The organism is Ruminiclostridium josui JCM 17888 (assembly GCF_000526495.1).
Lineage (GTDB): Bacteria > Bacillota > Clostridia > Acetivibrionales > DSM-1351 > Ruminiclostridium > Ruminiclostridium josui.
The window spans coordinates 2,196,948-2,219,567 of sequence record NZ_JAGE01000001.1; the positions used below are offsets into that span (position 1 = coordinate 2,196,948).

At 36.2% G+C, this 22,620-nt stretch carries 21 protein-coding genes; 18 read left to right on the forward strand and 3 right to left on the reverse strand.

Annotated elements, in window-relative coordinates; all coding sequences use genetic code 11:
* The first annotated feature begins 53 nt into the window (after positions 1–53).
* The 10 genes from K412_RS0110180 to K412_RS0110225 all read left to right on the forward strand — a co-directional run bounded on the left by K412_RS0110180 (position 54) and on the right by K412_RS0110225 (position 9,684).
* Positions 54–746 (forward strand): iron-sulfur cluster assembly scaffold protein, encoded by a 693-nt coding sequence (locus tag K412_RS0110180; RefSeq protein ID WP_024833013.1) that lies wholly within the window; start codon positions 54–56, stop codon positions 744–746.
* 21 nt (positions 747–767) lie between these two features.
* Positions 768–1,766, forward strand: coding sequence for a GGGtGRT protein (locus tag K412_RS0110185; RefSeq protein WP_024833014.1), 999 nt, complete (start codon positions 768–770; stop codon positions 1,764–1,766).
* A 258-nt stretch (positions 1,767–2,024) separates the two neighbouring features.
* The gene (locus K412_RS0110190; RefSeq protein WP_024833015.1) at positions 2,025–2,483 is read left to right on the forward strand and encodes a CtsR family transcriptional regulator; all 459 of its coding nucleotides are present in this window, start codon (positions 2,025–2,027) and stop codon (positions 2,481–2,483) included.
* A 43-nt stretch (positions 2,484–2,526) separates the two neighbouring features.
* Entirely contained in the window at positions 2,527–3,015 is a 489-nt protein-coding gene (locus K412_RS0110195) for a UvrB/UvrC motif-containing protein (RefSeq protein ID WP_024833016.1), read from the forward strand.
* Entirely contained in the window at positions 3,012–4,034 is a 1,023-nt protein-coding gene (locus K412_RS0110200; RefSeq protein WP_024833017.1) for a protein arginine kinase, read from the forward strand. The genes K412_RS0110195 and K412_RS0110200 overlap by 4 nt, the downstream gene beginning before the upstream one ends.
* Before the next feature lie 20 nt (positions 4,035–4,054).
* On the forward strand, positions 4,055–6,487 hold the full coding sequence (locus tag K412_RS0110205) for an ATP-dependent Clp protease ATP-binding subunit (RefSeq protein WP_024833018.1): 2,433 nt from the start codon (positions 4,055–4,057) through the stop codon (positions 6,485–6,487).
* A 179-nt stretch (positions 6,488–6,666) separates the two neighbouring features.
* The gene (gene ccpM, locus K412_RS0110210) at positions 6,667–8,073 is read left to right on the forward strand and encodes a Cys-rich peptide radical SAM maturase CcpM (protein WP_024833019.1); all 1,407 of its coding nucleotides are present in this window, start codon (positions 6,667–6,669) and stop codon (positions 8,071–8,073) included.
* Complete coding sequence (locus tag K412_RS0110215; RefSeq protein ID WP_024833020.1) at positions 8,066–9,148, forward strand: TIGR04066 family peptide maturation system protein; 1,083 nt, start codon at positions 8,066–8,068, stop codon at positions 9,146–9,148. Before ccpM ends, K412_RS0110215 begins: the two co-directional genes overlap by 8 nt.
* A gap of 13 nt (positions 9,149–9,161) precedes the next feature.
* A complete protein-coding gene (locus tag K412_RS0110220; RefSeq protein WP_024833021.1) occupies positions 9,162–9,437 on the forward strand; it encodes a hypothetical protein in 276 nt (91 codons plus the stop codon).
* A 67-nt stretch (positions 9,438–9,504) separates the two neighbouring features.
* On the forward strand, positions 9,505–9,684 hold the full coding sequence (locus tag K412_RS0110225; protein ID WP_024833022.1) for a CLI_3235 family bacteriocin precursor: 180 nt from the start codon (positions 9,505–9,507) through the stop codon (positions 9,682–9,684).
* A gap of 78 nt (positions 9,685–9,762) precedes the next feature.
* Here K412_RS0110225 and K412_RS0110230 read toward each other — a convergent pair whose 3' ends face one another.
* Positions 9,763–11,025, reverse strand: a complete 1,263-nt coding sequence (locus tag K412_RS0110230; RefSeq protein ID WP_024833023.1) for a glycosyltransferase family 2 protein — start codon at positions 11,023–11,025, stop codon at positions 9,763–9,765.
* 124 nt (positions 11,026–11,149) lie between these two features.
* On the opposite strand from K412_RS0110230, the gene K412_RS0110235 reads away from it, so the two are divergent.
* From K412_RS0110235 to disA, 3 genes are all read left to right on the forward strand, one after another.
* Positions 11,150–13,084 (forward strand): glycoside hydrolase family 15 protein, encoded by a 1,935-nt coding sequence (locus K412_RS0110235; RefSeq protein ID WP_024833024.1) that lies wholly within the window; start codon positions 11,150–11,152, stop codon positions 13,082–13,084.
* Positions 13,085–13,118: 34 nt separating this feature from the next.
* Entirely contained in the window at positions 13,119–14,510 is a 1,392-nt protein-coding gene (radA, locus tag K412_RS0110240; RefSeq protein ID WP_024833025.1) for a DNA repair protein RadA, read from the forward strand.
* Between the two features lie 82 nt (positions 14,511–14,592).
* Positions 14,593–15,678, forward strand: a complete 1,086-nt coding sequence (gene disA, locus K412_RS0110245) for a DNA integrity scanning diadenylate cyclase DisA (protein ID WP_024833026.1) — start codon at positions 14,593–14,595, stop codon at positions 15,676–15,678.
* Between the two features lie 56 nt (positions 15,679–15,734).
* On the opposite strand, the gene K412_RS0110250 is transcribed toward disA, so the two are convergent.
* The gene (locus K412_RS0110250; protein WP_024833027.1) at positions 15,735–16,130 is read right to left on the reverse strand and encodes a hypothetical protein; all 396 of its coding nucleotides are present in this window, start codon (positions 16,128–16,130) and stop codon (positions 15,735–15,737) included.
* A 337-nt stretch (positions 16,131–16,467) separates the two neighbouring features.
* On the opposite strand from K412_RS0110250, the gene K412_RS0110255 reads away from it, so the two are divergent.
* The 4 genes from K412_RS0110255 to K412_RS0110270 all read left to right on the forward strand — a co-directional run bounded on the left by K412_RS0110255 (position 16,468) and on the right by K412_RS0110270 (position 20,468).
* Positions 16,468–16,947: a CarD family transcriptional regulator gene (locus K412_RS0110255; RefSeq protein ID WP_024833028.1), complete on the forward strand. Its 480-nt coding sequence runs from the start codon at positions 16,468–16,470 to the stop codon at positions 16,945–16,947.
* Between the two features lie 23 nt (positions 16,948–16,970).
* The gene (locus K412_RS0110260; RefSeq protein WP_024833029.1) at positions 16,971–18,011 is read left to right on the forward strand and encodes a PIN/TRAM domain-containing protein; all 1,041 of its coding nucleotides are present in this window, start codon (positions 16,971–16,973) and stop codon (positions 18,009–18,011) included.
* A 29-nt stretch (positions 18,012–18,040) separates the two neighbouring features.
* Complete coding sequence (gene ispD, locus K412_RS0110265) at positions 18,041–18,754, forward strand: 2-C-methyl-D-erythritol 4-phosphate cytidylyltransferase (protein WP_024833030.1); 714 nt, start codon at positions 18,041–18,043, stop codon at positions 18,752–18,754.
* A gap of 79 nt (positions 18,755–18,833) precedes the next feature.
* Positions 18,834–20,468 carry an ABC transporter ATP-binding protein gene (locus K412_RS0110270; RefSeq protein WP_024833031.1) on the forward strand — a complete coding sequence of 545 codons (1,635 nt, stop codon included), beginning with the start codon at positions 18,834–18,836 and terminating at the stop codon, positions 20,466–20,468.
* Between the two features lie 13 nt (positions 20,469–20,481).
* On the opposite strand, the gene ispF is transcribed toward K412_RS0110270, so the two are convergent.
* Entirely contained in the window at positions 20,482–20,952 is a 471-nt protein-coding gene (gene ispF, locus K412_RS0110275) for a 2-C-methyl-D-erythritol 2,4-cyclodiphosphate synthase (protein ID WP_024833032.1), read from the reverse strand.
* A gap of 212 nt (positions 20,953–21,164) precedes the next feature.
* Here ispF and proS point away from each other — a divergent pair, with 212 nt between their 5' ends.
* Positions 21,165–22,601, forward strand: coding sequence for a proline--tRNA ligase (proS, locus tag K412_RS0110280; RefSeq protein WP_024833033.1), 1,437 nt, complete (start codon positions 21,165–21,167; stop codon positions 22,599–22,601).
* The last annotated feature ends 19 nt before the right edge of the window (positions 22,602–22,620 follow it).

The window sequence follows — 22,620 nt, forward strand, 5'->3', positions numbered from 1 at the left end:
CTCATTAAAGCTATGAATAAAATTTCAAATAGTTATGCGAAGGGGGAAGTCAAATGAACTACTCACATGAAGTTGAAAATATGTGTGTTGTAAAAAAAGGTCCTAATCACGGTCCTGCTCCAATACCTGAAGAAGGCAAATGGGTAAAGGCAAAAGAAATTAAGGATATTTCCGGTTTGTCACATGGTATAGGCTGGTGTGCACCTCAGCAGGGATGCTGTAAACTCACATTAAACGTTAAGGAAGGTATAGTTGAAGAGGCTCTTGTTGAAACACTCGGCTGCTCAGGTATGACTCACTCAGCAGCTATGGCCGCTGAAATTCTCCAAGGAAAAACCATTCTTGAATGTTTAAATACTGACTTGGTTTGCGACGCTATAAACGTTGCAATGAGAGAAATATTTAAGCAGTTGGTATATGGCAGAACACAGTCTGCTTTCTCAGAAGACGGTCTTCCAATCGGTGCAGGTCTTGAAGACCTTGGTAAAGGTTTACGTTCACAGGTTGGTACAATATTTGCTACTAATGCAAAGGGTGTTAGATACCTTGAAATGGCTGAAGGTTACATATTGAACATAGGACTGGATAGCGATAATGAAGTTATCGGTTACAAGTTCGTACACCTCGGAAAAATGATGGACATGATTAAGAAGGGTGTAGATCCTAAGGAAGCTTACGAAAAGAATATAGGCACTTACGGCAGATTTGCTGAAGCAGCTAAAGTAATAGATCCTAGACACGAATAATTAAAGAGAGAGGTGAATACTGTGGTTAGATTTGAAGGTTATGAAAGAAGAATAGCTCAAATAGAGAAATGTTTAGCTGAGTATGGATTTAAGAGTCTTGAGGAAGTTAAGGACTTCTGTACTTCGAAAGGAATAGATGTAGATTCAATCGTTAGAGGCATACAGCCAATTGCATTTGAAAATGCAGTTTGGGCATACACTCTTGGTTGTGGTGTTGCACTTAAAAAAGGTATTAAAAATGCTTCAGAAGCCGCAGAAGCAATCGGTATCGGATTGCAGGCTTTCTGTATCCCAGGTTCAGTTGCAGATTCAAGAAAAGTTGGTTTAGGCCACGGAAATCTTGCTGCAAAACTTCTTAAGGAAGATACTAAGTGTTTCTGCTTCTTGGCAGGTCACGAATCCTTTGCAGCAGCTGAAGGTGCTATTGGTATAGCAAAGACAGCAAACAAAGTTAGAAAAGAACCACTTCAAGTTATACTGAATGGTCTCGGTAAGGATGCTGCATTTATTATTTCAAGAATTAACGGTTTTACATATGTTGAAACTGACTATGATTTCTCAACTAACACTCTTAAGGTTGTTAGAACAAAAGCTTACTCTGATGGAGATAAAGCAAAGGTTAGAGTATATGGTGCAAACGATGTTCTTGAAGGTGTAGCTATTATGATACATGAAAATGTTGATGTTTCCATCACTGGTAACTCAACTAACCCAACAAGATTCCAGCACTTAGTTGCAGGTACATATAAGAAATGGTCTTATGAAAATGGTAAGAACTACTTCTCTGTCGCTTCAGGTGGAGGAACAGGTAGAACACTGCATCCTGACAATATGGCTGCAGGACCTGCTTCATATGGTTTAACAGATTCAATGGGTAGAATGCATGGAGATGCTCAGTTTGCTGGATCATCTTCAGTTCCTGCTCACGTTGAAATGATGGGTCTTATCGGTGCAGGTAACAACCCAATGGTTGGTATGACTGTTGCAGTAGCGGTTGCTATTGAAGAAGCTGCGAAATAATTTTATACACATAAAAATTTTATAGCTATAAGAGGAGCTGTCACATAAGTTTATCAAACTTTGTCCAGCTCCTTTTTGCAATTATTTCAATTTTGTCAAAAAAATATTATGTATTTAAAAAGGAACTATAATATTATCTGAAAGCGTTTTTATATGTTTTTCATTTTTTTAAAAAGAGTATTGAATAAGGAAAAAATTCGTATTATACTATAACTAAGGTCAAAGAAAGTCAAAATCAATTTAAATAGAGGTGATGGTGTGGCAAGTTTAAGTGATTTGATTGAGGCTTTTATAAAGCAAATGATGGCGGACACAGACGGGTCAATTGAACTGCAACGTAATGAACTTGCAAATCAGTTCAATTGTGTTCCGTCTCAGATTAACTATGTAATATCTACAAGGTTTACTTTGGACAGAGGATATTATGTTGAGAGTAGAAGAGGCGGTGGGGGACATGTAAAAATAAAACGAGTTAATGTCAATATACCTGGCAATTACCTGATGCATATTATATCCTCCATGGGCTCAAGTATATCTCAGCAATCGGCGGAAGTCTTTATAAACAATTTTGTAGACTATGAGGTTATAAGCGAAAGAGAAGGTTTTTTGATGAAAGCAGCTGTAAGCGATAAAATTCTTGGTGGGTTGTCTATGCCGGAAAGAGATGTTATTAGGGCATCGTTACTTAAAAATATGATTATGAGCTTACTGGTTTAGGAATATAGTTTTAAGGGTATTGTTTTTTTAGGAGGTATTTTTTATGCTTTGCCAGAATTGTCAGCAGAGAACTGCTAATGTGCATTTTACTCAGATAAAAAATAACACAAAGTTGGATTTATATCTTTGTGAAGAATGTGCACAGGAAATGAGCCAGCAGGATTTTATTTCTCCTTTTGGCTTTAACGACTTGTTTAGTGGATTATTTGGGGCTCAACTGAAACAGGGGTCCAGCCTAAAGCTAAAATGCAAGAACTGCGGAATGGAGTATGATGAATTTCTGAAAACATCAAGGTTGGGGTGCACCCATTGTTATAAGGCATTTGCAGATAAACTGGACCCTATAGTTAAAAGACTGCACGGCAATGGGGAACATCATGGAAAGGTTCCCACTAGGGTAAGCAGTAATGTAAATATTAATAGTGAAATAGATAAGCTTAAAAAACTTTTAAATGAAGCTGTTAAAGATGAGAAATATGAAGAAGCCGCAAAAATTCGAGACAGGATAAAAAGTCTGGAGGTGGGAGAATGAGTAAAATACCTGCAGAAAAAGGTCCGGAGTTTGATATTGCAGTTTCAAGCAGGGTAAGGCTGGCAAGAAACTTTGCTGATATTCCTTTTCCAGCAAAAATGAATGTAAAGCATCAGGCTGATTTAATTAAAAGAATGCAGGAAATAATGTCAGGATTCACAGTTTATGGTAAGCTAATGTTTGCAGACATGAGTACTTTACATCCGGTAGACAGAATTTCACTGATGGAAAGACACCTTATTAGTCCTGAACTTGCTGAGAGTAAGGAAAACAGTGGGGCATTTATAAATGAAAACGAAAATGTAAGCATAATGGTAAATGAAGAGGATCACTTACGAGTTCAGTCGATTTTTCCAGGAATACAGCTTGAAAAGGCGTACAAGGTGTGTGACGAAATTGATTCTCTTATAGCTGAAAAAGCCGACTATGCTTTTGACGATAAGTATGGATACCTTACAAGCTGTCCCACAAATATCGGTACTGGGTTGAGGGCATCGGTAATGCTGCACTTGCCTGCACTAGTCATGACAGGATATATGAAATCCATATTGGAAAGCTGTAATAAAGTTGGGGTAACTGTCAGGGGAATATATGGAGAGAACAGCGAAGCGGTAGGCGATATGTTTCAGGTATCAAATCAGGTGACACTTGGAAGAAAGGAAGAAGAAACTATTGCCAGTATCGATGGTATATGTAAGCAAATAATTGACAGAGAAAAGGCATTAAGACTTCAGCTTTATAAGAAAAACATATATAGATTTGAGGATAGGATATTCAGGTCATATGGAATTCTTCAAAATGCAAGAATTCTTTCGTCCCAGGAATCCTTCAAACTCCTTTCTGATGTAAGACTAGGGGTAAGTATGGGAATAATTAAAGATATAGATATAATAACGATTAACGATGCTATGGTGTTGTCACAGCCTGCAACACTGCAAAAAATGGCAGGTAAACCCCTTGAACAAGATGAAAGAGATGTGAAGAGGGCTGAACTTATCAGAATGAAAATTGCAAAATAAGTATACAAGAGGTGATAAAGATGTATCAACGTTTTACAGAAAAGGCAGAGAGAGCGATAGGGTTTTCCCAGCAAGCTGCTGTAGATTTGGGACATAATTATGTGGGTACTGAACATATACTTTTGGGACTAGTAAAAGAAGGAACTGGTGTTGCAGCCAGAGTGTTACAAGCTCAGGGGATAAACGAAGAAAAAATTATTAAAGAGATTGAAGAACTTATTGGCAAGGGAGATGCTGAAGGTATGCAGCCTGTGGGCTTTACCCCTAGAACCAAAAGAGTGCTTGAACTTGCTTTTAAAGAGGCAAGAAGGATGGGACAAGGATATATTGGAACAGAACATCTTCTTCTTGGGATTATGAAAGAGGGAGAAAGTGTTGCTGTCAGGATTATGATGGATTTGGGAGTAGACCCTCAAAAACTTCTCAATGAACTTGTGAAAATTCTTACAGAAGAATCTCCTGGCTCTAATGGTTCAGCAAAGAGTGGCAGTTCAAACTCAAATACTCCAACACTGAACCAATTTGGCAGAGATTTAACGGATATGGCAAGAGACGGAAAAATTGATCCTGTTATAGGACGTGACAAGGAAATAGAGAGAGTTATTCAGATTCTTAGCAGAAGAACTAAAAACAATCCATGTTTAATAGGTGAGCCGGGTGTTGGTAAAACTGCTATTGCAGAAGGTCTGGCCCAAAAAATTGTTGAAGGCAATATTCCAGAGATTTTGAGCGACAAAAGGGTTGTAACTCTTGATTTATCCTCAATGGTTGCAGGTGCAAAGTATAGGGGAGAATTTGAAGACAGACTCAAAAAGGCAATGGAAGAAATACGAAAGGCCACAAACGTAATATTGTTTATTGATGAGCTGCATACTATTGTTGGTGCAGGAGCAGCTGAAGGTGCCATTGATGCTTCAAACATACTGAAACCATCTCTTGCAAGAGGTGAAATTCAGGTTATCGGTGCTACAACCTTAAATGAGTACAGAAAACATATAGAAAAGGATGCAGCCTTGGAAAGAAGATTTCAGCCTATAACTGTAGGTGAGCCTTCAAAGGAAGAGGCCGTAGAAATACTAAAGGGTGTTCGTGATAAATACGAAGCACACCACAGAGTAAAGATTACTGACGCTGCACTCGAAGCCGCAGTTAAGCTTGGAGACAGATATATAACAGATAGATTCCTGCCTGACAAGGCAATTGACTTAATTGACGAGGCGGCTTCAAGAATAAGACTGAAAACCTTTACTGCTCCTCCTGATTTAAAGGAAATGGAGGAGAAGGTTGAAAGGCTTGGTAAAGAGAAGGAAGATGCCATTAGGTGTCAGGAGTTTGAAAAAGCAGCAAGAATAAGAGATGAAGAACAAAAGCTTAAAAATGACCTTGAAAAAATAAGGGATCAATGGCACCAAAAGAATCAAACAAAAACAGATACAGTTACAGAAGATGACATAGCTGATATTGTTGCTAGCTGGACTGGAATACCTGTAAAACGATTAGCTGAGGAAGAATCCGAGAGACTATTAAAATTGGAAGAAACTCTTCATAAGCGAGTAATTGGTCAGGAGGAGGCTGTTAAATCCATATCAAAGGCTATCAGAAGAGGACGTGTTGGACTGAAAGACCCAAAACGCCCGGTTGGCTCATTCATATTCATGGGTCCTACGGGAGTTGGTAAGACTGAACTCTGCAAAGCATTGGCTGAGGCGATGTTCGGAGATGAGAAGTCAATGATTCGTGTTGATATGTCCGAGTTCATGGAAAAGCACAGTGTATCAAAACTGGTTGGTTCACCTCCAGGCTATGTTGGCTATGACGAGGGAGGTCAGCTTACTGAAAGAGTCAGAAGAAAGCCCTACTCAGTACTTCTGTTTGACGAAATAGAAAAGGCTCACCCTGATATTTTCAATATACTTTTGCAAATACTGGAAGATGGAAGACTTACTGATTCACAGGGACGTGTGGTGGATTTTAGAAATACCATTATAATCATGACCTCAAATGTGGGTGCAAGAACTATTACTGAGCCAAAGAGACTTGGTTTCTCAGCTTCAAATGATGAGAGTGCAAAAAATTATGAGGATATGAAGAACAATGTAATGAGTGAACTCAAAAAGATGTTCAGACCAGAGTTCCTTAATAGAATTGATGACATAATAGTTTTCCACCCGTTAAGTAAGGAAAACATAAAAGAAATTGTACGTCTCATGCTGGATGTTCTTGTAAACAGACTAAAGGCTAATGAAATAACAATGGAAGTAAGTGAAGAGACTATGGACTATCTGGCCCAAAAAGGCTTTGATCCTGTATTTGGAGCAAGACCTTTAAGACGTGCTATACAAAGCATGGTGGAGGATAAACTTGCGGAAGAAATGCTGGAAGGTAAGGTTAAAGCCGGAGATAGTATTAAGATAGACTTAGATGAAGAAAATATTATTGTTAATAAGAAATAAGGAAACATTATTATTTCCGATAATTAAATAATTATGATAAGAATTAAAAACCCCTGTTTTGGCAAAGATAACCAAAACAGGGGTTTTTATATATAAATTGACATTTTATACTATAATGATACAATTTATTAAATTAAGTAATAAATTGAAATAAAAGTTAATCTAAGGAAAGGAAGTTTATGATTGTATATAAGCTTATAAAAACGCCGAAAAATTATTTTGTTTATGACAGGAATATAAATAAAATACTTAATATCAGTAAGGAAGAGTATCAGGAACTTGACAGATTGAGTAAAAAAGAAATAACTGAAAAGGAAGTATCTTGCCTTAAAAAATATCGGAAATACGGATATTTGAAAGATAGTGTTGTTGAAAAAATAATTCACCCGGAGACCAGATATATAAAGCATCATTTGGAGCATAGAGTACAGTTCCTCATATTACAGGTTACACAAAGTTGCAATTTAAGATGCGATTATTGTACATATTCAGGTAGTTATAATAATAGAGTTCATACAGGGAAGAATATGTCATGGGAGTTGGCCAAAAAATCAATTGACTATCTATATACTCATTCCAATGAAATTGAAAAAGTAAGAATAAGCTTTTACGGCGGAGAGCCTTTGCTTAGATTTGACTTAATAAAAAAATGCGTAGAATACGTTAAAGAAACTTATCCTGACAGAATCACAAACTATGGAATCACTACAAACGGTACGTTGCTTTCAGGTGAAATAGCTGAATTTCTAATAAATAATCATTTCTCTATTACGATAAGCCTCGACGGCTCAAAGAAAGAGCATGATGCAAACAGGAAGTTTGTAAATGGAGAAGGTAGTTTTGATACTATCATTAATAATATTAAAGAGATAAGTAAATATAACAAAGATTTTATTAATAATATCAGGTTTAATACTGTGTTAAATCCAAAATCTGATTATGGTGCGGTGAGGAATTATTTCGACTCGGAAGATGTCGTATGTGATGCAGTAGTCGGTCTTAGTCTTATGGAAGAAATTAATCATAAAGGGGACATCTCCTTTAGCAGAGAATTTATTAATATAAGAAGATATGACTATTTCCTATTATTAATGGCCATGGTAAAGAAATTGAAAAAAGAAGCAATACCAAAGTTTATGTCGGAAATAAAAGCAAGTATTGATATTGATTATTCTACAATGGAGGACAGTGCCAGCTTAAATAAGACATGGCATCATGGAGGACCTTGTATAGCGGGTGCCATGAGAATGTTTGTTAATACTGATGGTGTAATTTATCCCTGCGAAAAAGCTGTTGAAACCAGCGAAGCGATGAAAATTGGTGATATGGATAAAGGAACAGATAGCGATAGGGTATCGAATTTAATGAATATAGGGAAAATATCTGAAAAGGATTGCAAAAACTGCTGGGCTATAAACTGGTGTTCCATGTGTGCTTTATATGCTGAGAAGGACGGAAAACTTGACCCGGCTACTAAAAGGAAGAATTGTGCCAAATCTCTTATGGAAGCTCAAGAAAAACTTCTGAACATATGTGCATTAAAAGAATTCGGATATAAGTTCGGAAAGGAGGAAATGTATGTATAAGCTTCTAGTGTATCCTTTCACTATGGAAGATAGCTGTATAACAAAATATTGTAATATGCTCCAAGACTATGAGCTTACAAGTTTAGTATGCCTTGAGGGTGCATATGAAAATGGCAGAGCTGCAGGAGAGTTTGACGGAGTTGAAACCGATTTAGTAATAACTGATGATTTCAATATGGAAATTGATAAATGCGATGTTGTACTTTTGTTGGATAAAAATTTTAATGAATTGAAAGATACATACATTAAAAGGATTAACACTGCCATGGCAAAAAATAAAATTGTTATGACAAATAAGATGATATACGATTTTTATCTTAAAGAATTTTCCTGCAATAAGAATATAAGAATACTGGACAATATTCAGGAGGCGGGAGAGAATTTTTTTACATATGACAAGAGAATGTCACAGCCGGATATTCCTGTTGTAACTGTCATGTCAATGGGAGAAAACTGCAATAAATTTGAAGCACAGCTTGATTTGAGGAAAAAATTTCAGGATAAGGGGTACAAGGTTTTACAGTTTGGCACAAAGGATTACTGTGACTTATACGGATTTATAAAGATTCCATCCTTTCTCATGTCAAAAGACATATCAATTGATAAGAAAATATACATGTTTAACTACTACATAAACAAAGAAGTATTAAAAGATGATTATGATGTGATTATTTTAGGGGTTGCGGGAGGTCTACTACCAGTTAACAGATATGTTACGAATTATTTTGGAGAGATTCCTCTTGTTGTCTCTTCTGCCCTAAACATTGATATAAACGTACTATGCTTATACCATAATAATGAAATAAAGGTAGAAAACCTTTATGAATGTCGCGAATTCGGTAAAGGAAGACTGGGGTGTTTTACAGATTATTACTATATGTCTGACAGGCAATTCAGAATTTCTTATGACCATAATATCGAATATATTATTCTGGACAGAAAATACTGTATAAATAATATACCCATTATAGAGGATGAAACACTTAAATTTTGTCATGTGTTGGATACTGACATCAAGGATAGCATGCTGAACTCTTTAGTAGAAGAATTAGAGGAGAATGTGGCACTTGTATAAAAGGAGGGAGCCTATGGAAAAAAGAGAAGTAATGAATGTAATAAAGGAAATTGTATATAAGATAACCGGAATAAAAATAGAGGATGAAAACGACAATATTATTGGATGTCATCATAATTATCCTATTATATATGCTATTTATATTGTTGATGAACTTGAAAAAATATTTGGTAATGAGGTTTCAAATATATTTGCTGAAAATGATTATACTGTTTGGGAATTATCAAATTTGGCAGAGGCTATTATAAATAAATGCAGTAATTCTTCGGATAATCTTCAAGCAGTTTAATAAGGAAAGGGGTAAATCATTTATTAAATTAAATGATTACATAAAAAATTTTCAAGGAGGTATATTTATGAAAAAATTATCAAAAAGAAATGAGTTAGTACCTAACACAGTTATGGCATTTGCATGTGCCTGTCCTAGCTGTGGTCCAGGATGTACTCCGAAGTGTGGAAGCAGTGGTACTGCAAATGGTGCTATTAGTAGCAGCCTCAAGTCAAGTGTATATATTTCAGTATCTCAATATTTTTAATAAAGTTACTGAACATACAAAAGGAGTGCCAACCGGTACTCCTTTTGCAATATAATTGAGTGTAGAAGGAAGCCTGAATTACCCGTTGCTTTTCTCCAATTCATTTATACTAATCTGTCTTGTATGGATAGTGTGATTCCATTCTTTGTTGTTTTTTTCCAGAAAGCCTTGTATTGTAATAGGAACCCACGTAAGGCAGTAATAAGGATATATAATAAAGCCAAGTATAACCTTAAAACTGAACTTTTTTTCTGCCAGAATAACTAACGGACCGTAGAAAAGCTCAAATAGACCCATTAGATACCACACCTGAACGGGGAATACATATTGTACGCTATATATGGGAAATTGCGGATAAACCGTTTGTACCCACATCATAACAGTCATTAATCCCACAAAAATAAATCTTATGGGTTGAAACAAATATAAGGCACAGTCAAGGGAAGTAAGGTCACCTTTTAAGAAAGCTTTTTTGAATAAAGCTCCAAGATATTTTTGTGCACATTCAGCATGACCTTGCATCCATCTTTTTCGCTGATGCCATGACTGTTTAAGCGTAATGGGCTTTTCATCATAAACTACGGCTTCGTGGGCCCATCCTATTTTTACACCGTTTAGGGCAAGTTTCATGGTATACTCCAAGTCCTCGGTCAGACAGGTAGCTCCCCATTTTAGAGATTTAAGTACGGAAGTATCTATACAAAATCCGGTTCCGCACAACCCACAGCTTAGTTTAAGGTAGTATCTAGGCAGTTGAAAAATTCTGTTTGAAAGCCAGAAAGCAATGGAATAAGAGCATGTTATCCAGCTATCATAGGGATTTTTGCTGTCAATATAGCCTTGAACTACTTTAAAACCTTTGCACATCTGCTTGTTCATTTCCATCAGAAAGTTTGGTGAGACCAGATTGTCAGCATCAAAAACAGCAACGGCATCATAATTTGTGTCCATTTGAAAAATCCTGTTAAACATCCATTCAAGTGCATGTCCTTTACCCTTTTTAGAGGCATCCTCACGGATATGTACCTTGGCTCCGAACTTTTGGGCAATTGCAGCAGTATTGTCTTTACAGTTGTCAGCTATTACAAAAACATCGTATAAATTTTTGGGATAGTTTAATTTAAAAAGGCTGTCTACAATATGGCCGATTACAAGCTCCTCATTATGAGCAGCGACTATAAGAGCAAATTTTTTTGTAGGAACAATAGTTTGCGAGAGTTTTTCCTTTCTCTTAATCCAGCCGAATACAGATATTCCAAAAAAATAGCATCCTGCTATAAAAACTAATATCTGTATAAACTCGCTGATATAAAATATTATATTAGAAAATATAGTTTGCATTTTTTCCTCCAAAATTGTATTTATCCGAAATAGTTTGTGCATAAATGGATTAAATTATTTATATAATTTGATACTCTCTAAAATCAATATGCTATAATGAGGTAGTAGAATGGCGGAGGTTTTTATGCAAAAATCATATTATAACAATGCAATCTCAGGGAATTCTTCAATGCTAGCTTGTTTTAGCGAAAAAGCAGAACTTTTAAGACTTTTTTGGCCTGATATTGATTATGTACAGCATTTGGATAAAATGTTTCTGGGATTATTTGAGAAAAATAAAACAGGAAGCACGGTATGGCTTAATGACATGCGATGTGATAATCATCAGGAATATTTTCAAGATTCCAATATAATTAAAAACACGGTTACAAATTTTTTTGACGGGTATAAAGTAGTGTTATATGACTTTGTCCATCCCGAAATGGATGTTTTGGTACGAAGACTTGAAATTGAGAATCTTCATAATGAGAGCAGGGAATTGGGACTAATGAGTTTTTCAGCCGCTGCCACCAGTGATTCCGAGGTGGCATGCAGCTTGTTTGATTTCATGAATGAAGCAATGATTCACTATAAGCCGGATAGCTATATCGCTATTACGTCAGATATTTCGGTATACCAGTTTCAAATCGGGAATAATGCCAATGATGCCGCAATTAATACTTATCTATATGGTAAGGATGATATTGGAATGATGAAGGATGCGGCCGTCTCATGGGAATTGGGAGTTTTTCAGCCTCATGAAGTAAAGACAGTTAATGTATATATATGTGCAGCAGAAAGCCTGAAATCCTGTAAAGTTCTTGTAAGAAAGATAAAAACAGTAGGAGGGCTCACGGCACTAAGGGAAACAGGACAGTATTGGAAAGACTATCTGGAGAAGACAACACAACTTAAGTCAGGTAATACACTTTTAGATGAATTGTACAAAAGGTCACTTTTGGTATTTAAGTTAATGTATAACAAAAACAGCGGAGGGTTAATGGCTGCCCCAGAGGCAGATGAATACTTTACTAGGTGTGGTAAGTATGCTTATTGTTGGGGTAGGGACGCTGCCTTTATAACAGGGGCATTGGATATTGGCGGATTAAGAGAAAGCGTAACACATTTTTATAAATGGGCTGTAAAGGTTCAGGATGAAGACGGCAGCTGGCAGCAAAGATACCATATGAATGGTAATTTAGCTCCATGCTGGGGGCTTCAGGTGGATGAGACAGGCTCAATTATATGGGGAATGTTGAACCATTACAATTATACAAAGGACACAGATTTTCTAAAATCCGTATGGGGTAGTGTTAAGGCGGCAGCAGATTTCCTTGTAGGTTTTATAGATAGTGAAACAGGTCTTCCAAAACCCAGTTTTGACTTGTGGGAAGAAAGGTATGGCGAACATGCATACTCTTCTGCTTCGGTATGCGCAGGGCTAAGGTCAGCTGTGGAAATAGCACGTATACTTGGGGAAAAGCAGGAAGATTTTAGCATATGGGAAGAAACAGCAGATAGTATAAAAAAAGCAATAGTCAAATACTTCTGGAAAGAAGATTACAGACGATTTATTAGGAGCATCAGGGTAAAACTAAATGGCTTTGGACATGAACCTTCTGGTGATGTCATGTTTATTACAGTAAATCCAAAGGGTTATGTGAGAGATGTAACAAAAGAGGATTGGATTGTAGATGTAAGTCTTGTTGGGCTGGGTATACCCTTTGGAATTTTTGATTTGGATGATCCCATGCTAAAAGATACAGTTTCTTTAATTGAACAAGTCCTCACAGTACAGGGAGTCGGCGGTATAAAGAGATATGAAAACGACACATATATAGGTGGAAATCCGTGGATTCTTACCACTCTTTGGATAGCATTGTATCATGCCAAATCAGGAAACTATGAAAAAGCAAAGGAATATCTGATATGGGCTGCAAATGGAAAAACAGAAATGGGACTTCTGCCGGAACAGGTCAACAAGGATACTGGAAAACCTGAATGGATAATTCCACTAACGTGGTCTCATGCAATGTATGTACACGTCTATTCAGAGCTTATAAATGCAGGAGTGCTGTGATGTGCAATAGATACAGTTAAATTAAAAGTAAAAGATGGGGTTGGTTAACATAAAAAACAAGACGGTTTTCAAATGCAGCAATTGCGGATATGAATCCTCAAAATGGGTGGGGAGATGTCCGGAGTGCGATAATTGGAACACCTTTGAAGAAAAGGAAATACGAAATCAAAAAAATACCAGGTCAGCTTCGGCAAGGGTAACGAAGCCCATAGTTAAGCTGACTCACGTTAAGGCCGGTAACAGTGACCGTATTGTAACGGGCATCAGTGAATTCAACAGAGTTATGGGCGGAGGAATAGTTAAGGATTCAATAACAATTATCACAGCTAAACCAGGTGCGGGAAAATCCACACTACTTTTACAGGTTGCCGGGGATGTTGCTTCAAAGGGGCTGAGGGTACTTTATGCATCAGGTGAAGAAAGCGAAAGCCAGATAAAAAACAGGGCTGACAGAATTTTTAGTAATATTCAGGATAATGTGTGGGTATATTCTGACAATAGCATGGATAATGTACTAAGTGTTGTATCAGAGGTTGACCCGGATCTTTTGATAGTAGACAGTATTCAGACATTTGTGCTGGAAGGTTTTCCGGGCTCCAGAGCAGGTTCTCCTACGCAGACCATGGAGTGTGCAAATGAACTTCTGAAGCTGGCAAAAGACCCTATACGGCCAAGAGCAGTATTTCTGGTAGGCCAAATGAATAAAAGCGAGGAAATAGCGGGACTCAGAGCCCTTGAGCATTTAGTGGATACGGTGCTGATATTAGATGGCGATAATGAAGAGGAACTCAGAGGGCTTTCAGTATCAAAAAACAGGTTTGGCAGTACATGGGAGAGAGGCTATTTTTCCATGACTGAAAATGGTCTTGAATCAATAGATAATCCATCTGAATATTTTATGACAACCAGAGATAAAAATGAAAAAGTGTCGGGAAGTGCACTTACTGTTGTAAAAGATGGTTCACGACCAATTATAGTAGAGATAGAAAGCCTTGTATCAAAGACATACACGCCATTTCCTTCTAGAATAGGAGAGTGTGTGAGACGAGAACAGCTTAACACGTTGATATCAATACTTGAACAGAGGGGAAAAATATCTCTATATGATAAGGATGTTGTTATAAAGACTACAGGAGGCTTGAAGTTTAAAGAGCCTGCTGTAAACCTGTCAATAATAATGAGTATAGTATCGTCAGTTTATGACAAAGAAATACCAAATGATACGGCTTTCATATCCGACGTAGGACTTACAGGAGAACTAAAAAAGGTACCTTCTCTTGAACTGAGAATCAGGGAACTTGACAGGCGAGGATTCAAAGATGTTTATGTAGCTAAGAATGCACTTATAAGAACACTTGACATAAAGAATATAAAAGTACATGAAGTAAAGTCTATCCAAGAAGTAATAGGTATGGTTTTTAAGTAATACAATTTGTTATATACATCAATTTATTGTAAAATAGTTAGGAAAATATAAAGAATAGAGGCAAATGGAGGAGCAATTTAAAATGAGGTTGGAGAGATTGAAAAATGACAGCTTTTTAGATGTTTTAAGGATGATGGCACCGGGAACTTCTCTCCGAGAGGGCCTGGAAAACATATTAAAGGCAAAAACCGGTGCTTTGATTGTAATCGGGGACTCTCCAGAGGTAATAAAAATCGTTGATGGCGGATTTACTATAAATAAACCTTATACTTCATCACACCTTTATGAACTTGCAAAAATGGATGGAGCAATAGTAATCAGTAAGGACTTAAAGGTAATTTTGTATGCAAATGCACTCCTTATACCTGACGCTAGTATAGTAACAACTGAAACAGGAACCAGACATAAAACAGCAGAGAGATTTGCAAAACAGACAGGGGAGATAGTCTTATGTATTTCCCAAAGACGAAATGTTATTACCCTTTACAAAGATAACAGGAAATATATACTAAGAGATACTTCTACAATATTAACTCGTGCGAATCAGGCTTTGCAAACGCTGGAAAAGTATAAAAGTGTACTTGATTCAGCAATAAAGAATTTAAATGTACTGGAATTAGAAGACATAGTTACACTTAACGATGTGGCATATGTTATCCAGAGAACAGAAATGGTAATGAGAATTGTCGATGAGATTGACAGATATATTTGTGAATTGGGCAATGAAGGAAGACTTATCAGTATGCAGTTAGAGGAACTTCTTCAGAATGTAGAGAACAATGTATGGCTTGTTATTGAAGATTATCAAATAAGAAAAGACGGGCAAAATACAAATGACATAATAAAGCAACTTCGCAATTTGTCAAACGATGAACTTGTAGATCTTGCAAGTGTTGCAAAATTATTGGGATTCTCAGGAGCTGCCGTTTCACTGGATAGTACCGTTTCTCCAAGAGGATATAGGATGTTGAGTCGACTACCAAAACTTCCTGTAACCATAATGAAAAATATAATTGGTGAATTTCATAATCTGCAGGGAATAATTAAGGCAAGTATAGAAGATTTGGACAAAGTAGAAGGCATAGGCGAAGTACGAGCAAAATCCATTACAGAAGGCCTTTCAAGAATCAAAGAACAGGCTTTAATGGATAAAAGGTCAATATATTAGTCGATTTATCAAAGAAATAAAATAAAGGGATTAACATGATTATTAATCCCTTTTAATCATCTCAGATTATATTTACCTAGCATACGTATTCTGTCGTTTTCCTTCAGAATAATATCATAAAGATTTAAATCCAATGTGTTACAGATAGAAGCCAGATAAAACAGATTTCTTCCAATATCACGTTCTATGGCATCTCTGCAATTGTCACACAAAGTACCTTCCACATGCCCTTCCACAGAGTTTTTCATTTCATCAAGGCTGGTATCAGCAGGAATATCTTGTTTGTGGGCATTGATGGTTAAGCAGCCACATTGAGTAACAGATTTAATGATTGCTCTGTTTACTCTAGAATTTGAATCCTGATATTTTGTAATTAAGTCTAGAATACTCTTATTTCTTACAAGCAGTTCTTGTGCAGTGTATTGAAAATCATCTACAAGCATATCCTTCATGTGATTCACCTCAGTATCTAGATGTCTGATTTTATTATACTTTTACCTTTTAGTACTGTCAAACCCCAAAAAACAATATTTAACAGAAATAACCATAAATGTTAATAGATATGTTTGATTTTTGACATTGAATATTGTTTGTAGTATACTTAAATTATTAAGACAATTTTATATAAATTAATCCAAACGCACTCAACTATAGTATTAGTGCGTTTTAGTATTTTTGATTTATTTTAACTACAGCTTGACTGAATATAGATAATTTTTTTAGATTCACAAGAGCTTTTGGATATACAAATATTGGATAAATTTGCGTTACTTTTTATGGAGGAATGCTATGTATAACGTAGGAGATAAAATTGTATATCCCATGCATGGTGCGGGTGTTATCGAATCCATAGAGGAGAGAGAAATACTTGGAAAGAAATGCAGCTATTATATCATGAAAATACCTATTGGTGATTTAAAGGTTATGATACCTACCAACAACATTACTGATATAGGTATAAGAGGAGTAATAAGTGTTTCAGAAGCTGACGATGTCTTTAATTTTTTGAAGAATGGCCAGCATGAAATTCCATGCAATTGGAATAAACGCTATAGGGAAAATATGGTCAAGATTAAAAGTGGTGACATTTTTGAGGTAGCTGATGTTGTTCGAAGCCTTATGCAAAGAGAAAAGGAAAAAGGACTTTCTACAGGCGAGAGAAAAATGTTAAGCAGTGCCAAACAAATATTAATAAGTGAATTGGTTCTTGCAAAAGGCATTAATCAGCATGAAGTTGAGAATAAAATCCAAGAATACCTTTATGGCTGAAAAGCTTTTGAAGGAGAATGAATGTGCTAAACAGGATTATTAAAATATCTTTTTCTATTCTAGGAGCTATTACCGGATTTACTATTTTACATACAATTTTATCAATGAATATAAGAATTGGTGAAAACTTAAAGGTACCTTTGGTTATACTGTTTTCATCTGTTTTCTGTGCGCTTTTTTATTTTATGGCGGCTAAGATAATTGAAGTGCTTACGGGCTTTATTGATAAGATTGAAAAATGGATACAGAATGTAACAATGTCAGAATTGATTTTAGGGGCCGCAGGACTTATACTAGGACTCATTGTTGCAAACCTTGTAAGTATACCAATAATAAAAATTCAGATAATAGGGCTCCCATTTGCAGTTATTATAAATATACTGTTCGGACTTATGGGAGTTATTCTGTCTCAAAGAAAGAAAAATGAAAGTATAGCAGATATTTTTAAGGAACAGTCTTCCTCTCGTAATAAAAAACTAGTTGACACATGCACAATTATTGACGGGAGGATTCTTGATATATTTAATGCAGGATTTTTGGAGGGTGAAATTGTAATTCCGTCATATGTACTTGACGAATTAAGGCATATTGCTGACTCGGCAGATGGGCTAAGAAGGGCTAGAGGAAGAAGAGGACTGGATATACTTAATCTGCTTCAAAAGGAAGGCAATAATATTGTAAAGATAGACGAAACAGATTTCCCTGATATACAGGAAGTTGATGAAAAACTCCTTAAAACAGCCCAAAAGCTAAAATGTAAACTGGTAACCATAGATTATAACCTTACAAAAGTTGCAGCTCTAAAGGGAATACAGGTTCTCAATATAAACGACCTTGCCAATGCGGTTAAACCCGTTGCTCTACCTGGGGAGGAAATGAATATACTGGTCGTGAAGGAAGGAAAGGAAAATGGGCAAGGTGTAGGGTTTTTGGAGGATGGAACCATGATTGTAGTAGACGGAGGTAAAAATTACCTTGGTCAGACAATACCCGTAATGGTAACAAGCGTGCTTCAGACTTCCGCAGGCCGTATGGTTTTTGTAAAACCCAATATAAAAGATTAACTTTACATAATATATGGAGGTATTTCGATTTGAACTCAAATTATATATCTAATAAAGTAACTGCTATTATAACTGCGGCAGGAAAAGGTACAAGGATGAATTCCAGCATTAATAAGCAGTATTTAAAAATAGCCGGAATACCTGTACTTGCTAGAACAATAAGTGTATTTGAAAGTTGTTCTGAGGTTGATGATATAATACTTGTTGTTAATGAGTCTGATATAAATTTTTGCAGGCATGAAATAGTTGAAGAATTTAATTTTACAAAGGTGATTTCCCTTGTAAGCGGAGGCGCTGAACGGCAAAATTCGGTTTATAAGGGACTTTGTTCTATTAGGGATGAAAAAGGCATTGTATTGATTCATGATGGTGCAAGACCTTTTGTAACGAATAAAAATATTGTAGATTGTATAAACGCTGCAAGAGCGTTTGGTGCTTGCGGAATCGGGGTTCGGTCAAAGGATACTATTAAGATTTCGGATGAGAAGGGATTTGTGCAGTCAACCCCGGACAGAAACAACCTGTGGAGTATTCAAACACCTCAGGGATTTATGTATGACATTATAAAGAGTGCACATGATAAAGCTTTGCAAAATGGCTATATAGGAACGGATGATATGGTTCTGGTTGAAAAATTGGGCATACCCGTTAAAATTGTAGAAGGCAGCTATCAGAACATAAAAATTACTACTCCCGAGGATTTAATAATGGGAGAGTCAATAATATCTTGCCAAGAAAAGTAGGTTTTCAAAATTAAAACTTGACCTTTTCCGTGTATGTATTTCATAATGAATATATAAAATTCGGAGAGGATTTACAAATATGGGAAAATTAAGTAGTTTATTTAAAGTCATACCATTTATCAAAAAGCATAGATTTATTTTTGTTATAGGTATAATAGGCTTGCTTTTATGTTCTACTATATCGACACCTATTCCTTATTTCATAGGACATGTACTTGATAACACCGTTACTGGTTCAAAAAGCTATAAGGAACTCTATTATTATGTGTTAATTATAGCGCTACTGTATATTCTGCGGTATGTTATTTCTTTTGCTTCAAAATATTTATTTGCTAAGGTAAGTAATGAGGTTACTAATGAAATGCGACATTCTGTTATCAGTAAGGTTTTGGACTTACCAATGAGTTATTTGTCCAGTACTGAAAAGGGTTATGTTCAAAGCAGAATAGGAGAGTGCGGAAACGTTAGTGTTGTTTTTTCACCGTCAATTATTGGTATGTTTGTTAGCTTGATTGATGCAGTGGCTGCGGCAGTTGCCATGTTCTCACTGAATTATAAATTGGCCACGGTGGCTGTGATATTATCTCCAGCTTTTTATTTTGCTTCAAAGGCATCAGCAGGAGGATTTGTTAAAATAACAGAGCAAATGATGGAGTCCAATGCTGTACTAAATGGAGAATGTTTTGAAATTATAAATGGTATAGAAGACATTAAGCTACTTAATGGGAAAGAAAATCAGCTTAACAAATTTAAAAGCAAGCTTGATGATCTTGTTAAAAAGAGTATAAAACAAAGTAAGTCTATATTACTATTTGTGGAGAACATTACAGTTGCCAATAATTTTGGAACACTTTTAATATTACTGGTATCAGGAATTTTGATAATCAAAGGGCAATTTTCAGTAGGTTTGTATACTTCATTTTCCTTGTACATAGGCAGAGTTTTTGGTGCCAGTCAGGGGTTGGCCTCAACGGGAACAATGATAAAGCCAGCATGTCTGAGTATAGAAAGATTGTATGAACTGTTAGACATGAAGGGTGAAGATGATGGAAAAACAGAGAACATAGAAAGTGAAATTGATTCCATTAAGGTACAAAATGTATCTTTCAGATATAACAGCAATGCTAAAAACGTTATCAATTCATTAAGCTTTGAAATAAACAAAGGCGAAAAGGTCCTTTTACGTGGTGAAAACGGTTCAGGAAAATCAACACTCATAAAGCTTCTGACTGGGTTATATACGCCGGATGAAGGAAAGATACTATTTAATAATACCGATTTATCCACTATAAATAAGAAAAGCCTAAGGGCTAGAGTCGGTATTGTGTCCCAAAGTATTTTTCTATTCAAAGGGACTGTTCTGGATAATATACTATATGGTCAGAAGGAGAAGAATCGAGAGGATGTTGAGTTACTAATAAGTCAATTAAATCTGGAATCGTACATAAACAGACTTCCAAATGGCTTGGATTCAGAAATATCCCAGAATACAGCCGGAGTTTCGGGTGGGCAGGCTCAGGTAATTGCCTTTATACGGGCAATGCTTTTGAACAAGGACATTGTAATACTTGATGAGCCTATTTCAAATGTAGACGTTGAAACAAGGGACATCATAATGGATAATTTAAAAAATAATGAATTTAAAGGGATTCTCATTATAGTTTCCCACATAATGGACAATATGGAATTTATAAACAAAGTTATTGAAATTTAGACTAACAGTTTCTTTATATTGCAGTAACTATACAAAAGGCCTGTACACCTTTACCCTGACCAAATGCTGTTAGCCCTTCTCCAGTTGTAGCTGTTATGCCAACACAATTTTCCGGAATACTTAAAAGCTCGGATATTGACTTCCGCATTTCAGGAATTTTGGGTGATATTTTGGGGTAGGAACATTCTATTGAAATAGATACATGTACAATCTTAACATCAACCAAATATTTTAAGGCCTCTTTTAAATATTCGGAGCTGTCTGTAATTCCTCTTTCAAGGCACATTTCATCGCTGACTTTTCCAAGTATATTAACGCAAGTTACACCGGATATTGCGTTGGTAAGTGCATGGAGAACTACATCTGCATCGCTGTTTCCATCTAATGGTGTTACATCATCAAAAACCACGCCGCCTAGTATAAACTTTTTAGTGTTGTTTTGAAAATCAAATTTGTGGCTATCCTGGCCTATTCCAACTTTCATGGCATTCTCCAATTTTTTAATTAATGTACAAGCACATTATATTATATCTATTATGGCCTGTGCAAGTGTATTGACATACCATGGTAAATATATTATATAATAGTAGTTAGAACTTTTTCGGCTTATCTGCCTAGCTTGTTAAATATGTAGGCAGGCAGATTACTGATTAATAAATATAAATTAAGTGTTCGAATACAGTACTGGAGGTAACGATGGCTAAGGATAAAAAACTTGTAGAAGAAATAACTTCTATGAATGATGATTTCGCTCAGTGGTATACCGATGTTATAAAGAAGGCTGAACTTGTAGATTACTCAAGTGTTAGAGGCTGTATGGTTATCAAGCCTTATGGCTATGCAATATGGGAAAATCTTCAGAAGGCATTGGATACACGATTTAAGGCTACAGGACATGAAAATGTGTATATGCCTATGTTCATACCTGAGAGCTTACTATTAAAGGAAAAGGAGCATGTTGAAGGATTTGCACCAGAAGTTGCATGGGTAACTCACGGAGGAGATGAAAAACTCACAGAAAGGCTTTGCGTAAGACCTACATCAGAAACCTTGTTTTGCGAGCATTATTCAAATTCTATCCAATCCTATAGGGATTTGCCAAAGCTCTACAATCAATGGTGTTCTGTAGTAAGATGGGAAAAGACTACAAGGCCGTTTTTGAGAACACTAGAATTTCTGTGGCAGGAAGGGCATACTGCACATGCTACAGCTGAGGAAGCTCAAGAAGAGACCATAAAAATGCTTAACGTATATGCTGATGTTTTGGAAAATGTACTTGCAATACCTGTTATAAAAGGAAGAAAGACCGACAAAGAAAAGTTTGCAGGAGCTCAGGCTACCTACACTATTGAGAGTCTTATGCATGACGGTAAGGCTTTACAGTCAGGTACATCCCACAATTTTGGAGATGGCTTTGCAAGGGCTTTTGATATTCAATATACAGACAAGAACAATCAACTCCAATATGTACATCAGACATCATGGGGTGTGACTACTCGTCTTATAGGTGCTATCATAATGGTACACGGGGATGACAGTGGTTTGGTTCTTCCTCCGGCAGTAGCACCTACACAGGTGATTATAATACCTGTTTCTCAGCATAAGGAAGGTGTTTTGGAGAAAGCAAATGAATTAAAGGACAAGCTTTCCGCTAAGTTCAGAGTAAAAATGGACGACAGTGACAAAATGCCCGGATGGAAATTCAGTGAATATGAGATGAAAGGTGTTCCACTGCGTCTTGAAATAGGACCAAAAGATATTGAAAAGAATCAGGCTGTGCTGGTAAGAAGAGATAACAGAGAAAAGATATTTATTTCTTTAGACAATTTGGAAGAAGCAGTTGAAAACACTCTCACAGATATACAGAAGTCACTTTTTGAAAAGGCCAGAGAGCTAAGGGATAAAAAGACTTATACTGCTACAACTATTGATGAGTTTGAGCAAATTATAAATGCTACACCTGGTTTTGTAAAAGGCATGTGGTGTGGTGACAGAGAGTGTGAAGATTTGGTTAAGGAAAAGACTGGTGCAACTGCAAGATGTATGCCTTTTGAGCAGGAGCAGCTGTCAGACAAGTGTATGTGCTGCGGAAAACCGGCAAAATCAATGGTATACTGGGGCAAAGCATATTAATAAATAATATAAAATACAA

Coding starts and splice junctions, on each gene's coding strand:
- K412_RS0110180 (WP_024833013.1), top strand. CDS start 54: ATGAACTACTCACATGAAGTTGAAAATATGTGTGTTGTAAAAAAAGGT.
- K412_RS0110195 (WP_024833016.1), top strand. CDS start 2,527: ATGCTTTGCCAGAATTGTCAGCAGAGAACTGCTAATGTGCATTTTACT.
- K412_RS0110200 (WP_024833017.1), top strand. CDS start 3,012: ATGAGTAAAATACCTGCAGAAAAAGGTCCGGAGTTTGATATTGCAGTT.
- K412_RS0110205 (WP_024833018.1), top strand. CDS start 4,055: ATGTATCAACGTTTTACAGAAAAGGCAGAGAGAGCGATAGGGTTTTCC.
- ccpM (WP_024833019.1), top strand. CDS start 6,667: ATGATTGTATATAAGCTTATAAAAACGCCGAAAAATTATTTTGTTTAT.
- K412_RS0110215 (WP_024833020.1), top strand. CDS start 8,066: ATGTATAAGCTTCTAGTGTATCCTTTCACTATGGAAGATAGCTGTATA.
- K412_RS0110220 (WP_024833021.1), top strand. CDS start 9,162: ATGGAAAAAAGAGAAGTAATGAATGTAATAAAGGAAATTGTATATAAG.
- K412_RS0110225 (WP_024833022.1), top strand. CDS start 9,505: ATGAAAAAATTATCAAAAAGAAATGAGTTAGTACCTAACACAGTTATG.
- K412_RS0110230 (WP_024833023.1), bottom strand. CDS start 11,025: ATGCAAACTATATTTTCTAATATAATATTTTATATCAGCGAGTTTATA.
- K412_RS0110235 (WP_024833024.1), top strand. CDS start 11,150: ATGCAAAAATCATATTATAACAATGCAATCTCAGGGAATTCTTCAATG.
- radA (WP_024833025.1), top strand. CDS start 13,119: ATGGGGTTGGTTAACATAAAAAACAAGACGGTTTTCAAATGCAGCAAT.
- disA (WP_024833026.1), top strand. CDS start 14,593: ATGAGGTTGGAGAGATTGAAAAATGACAGCTTTTTAGATGTTTTAAGG.
- K412_RS0110250 (WP_024833027.1), bottom strand. CDS start 16,130: ATGAAGGATATGCTTGTAGATGATTTTCAATACACTGCACAAGAACTG.
- K412_RS0110255 (WP_024833028.1), top strand. CDS start 16,468: ATGTATAACGTAGGAGATAAAATTGTATATCCCATGCATGGTGCGGGT.
- K412_RS0110270 (WP_024833031.1), top strand. CDS start 18,834: ATGGGAAAATTAAGTAGTTTATTTAAAGTCATACCATTTATCAAAAAG.
- ispF (WP_024833032.1), bottom strand. CDS start 20,952: ATGAAAGTTGGAATAGGCCAGGATAGCCACAAATTTGATTTTCAAAAC.
- proS (WP_024833033.1), top strand. CDS start 21,165: ATGGCTAAGGATAAAAAACTTGTAGAAGAAATAACTTCTATGAATGAT.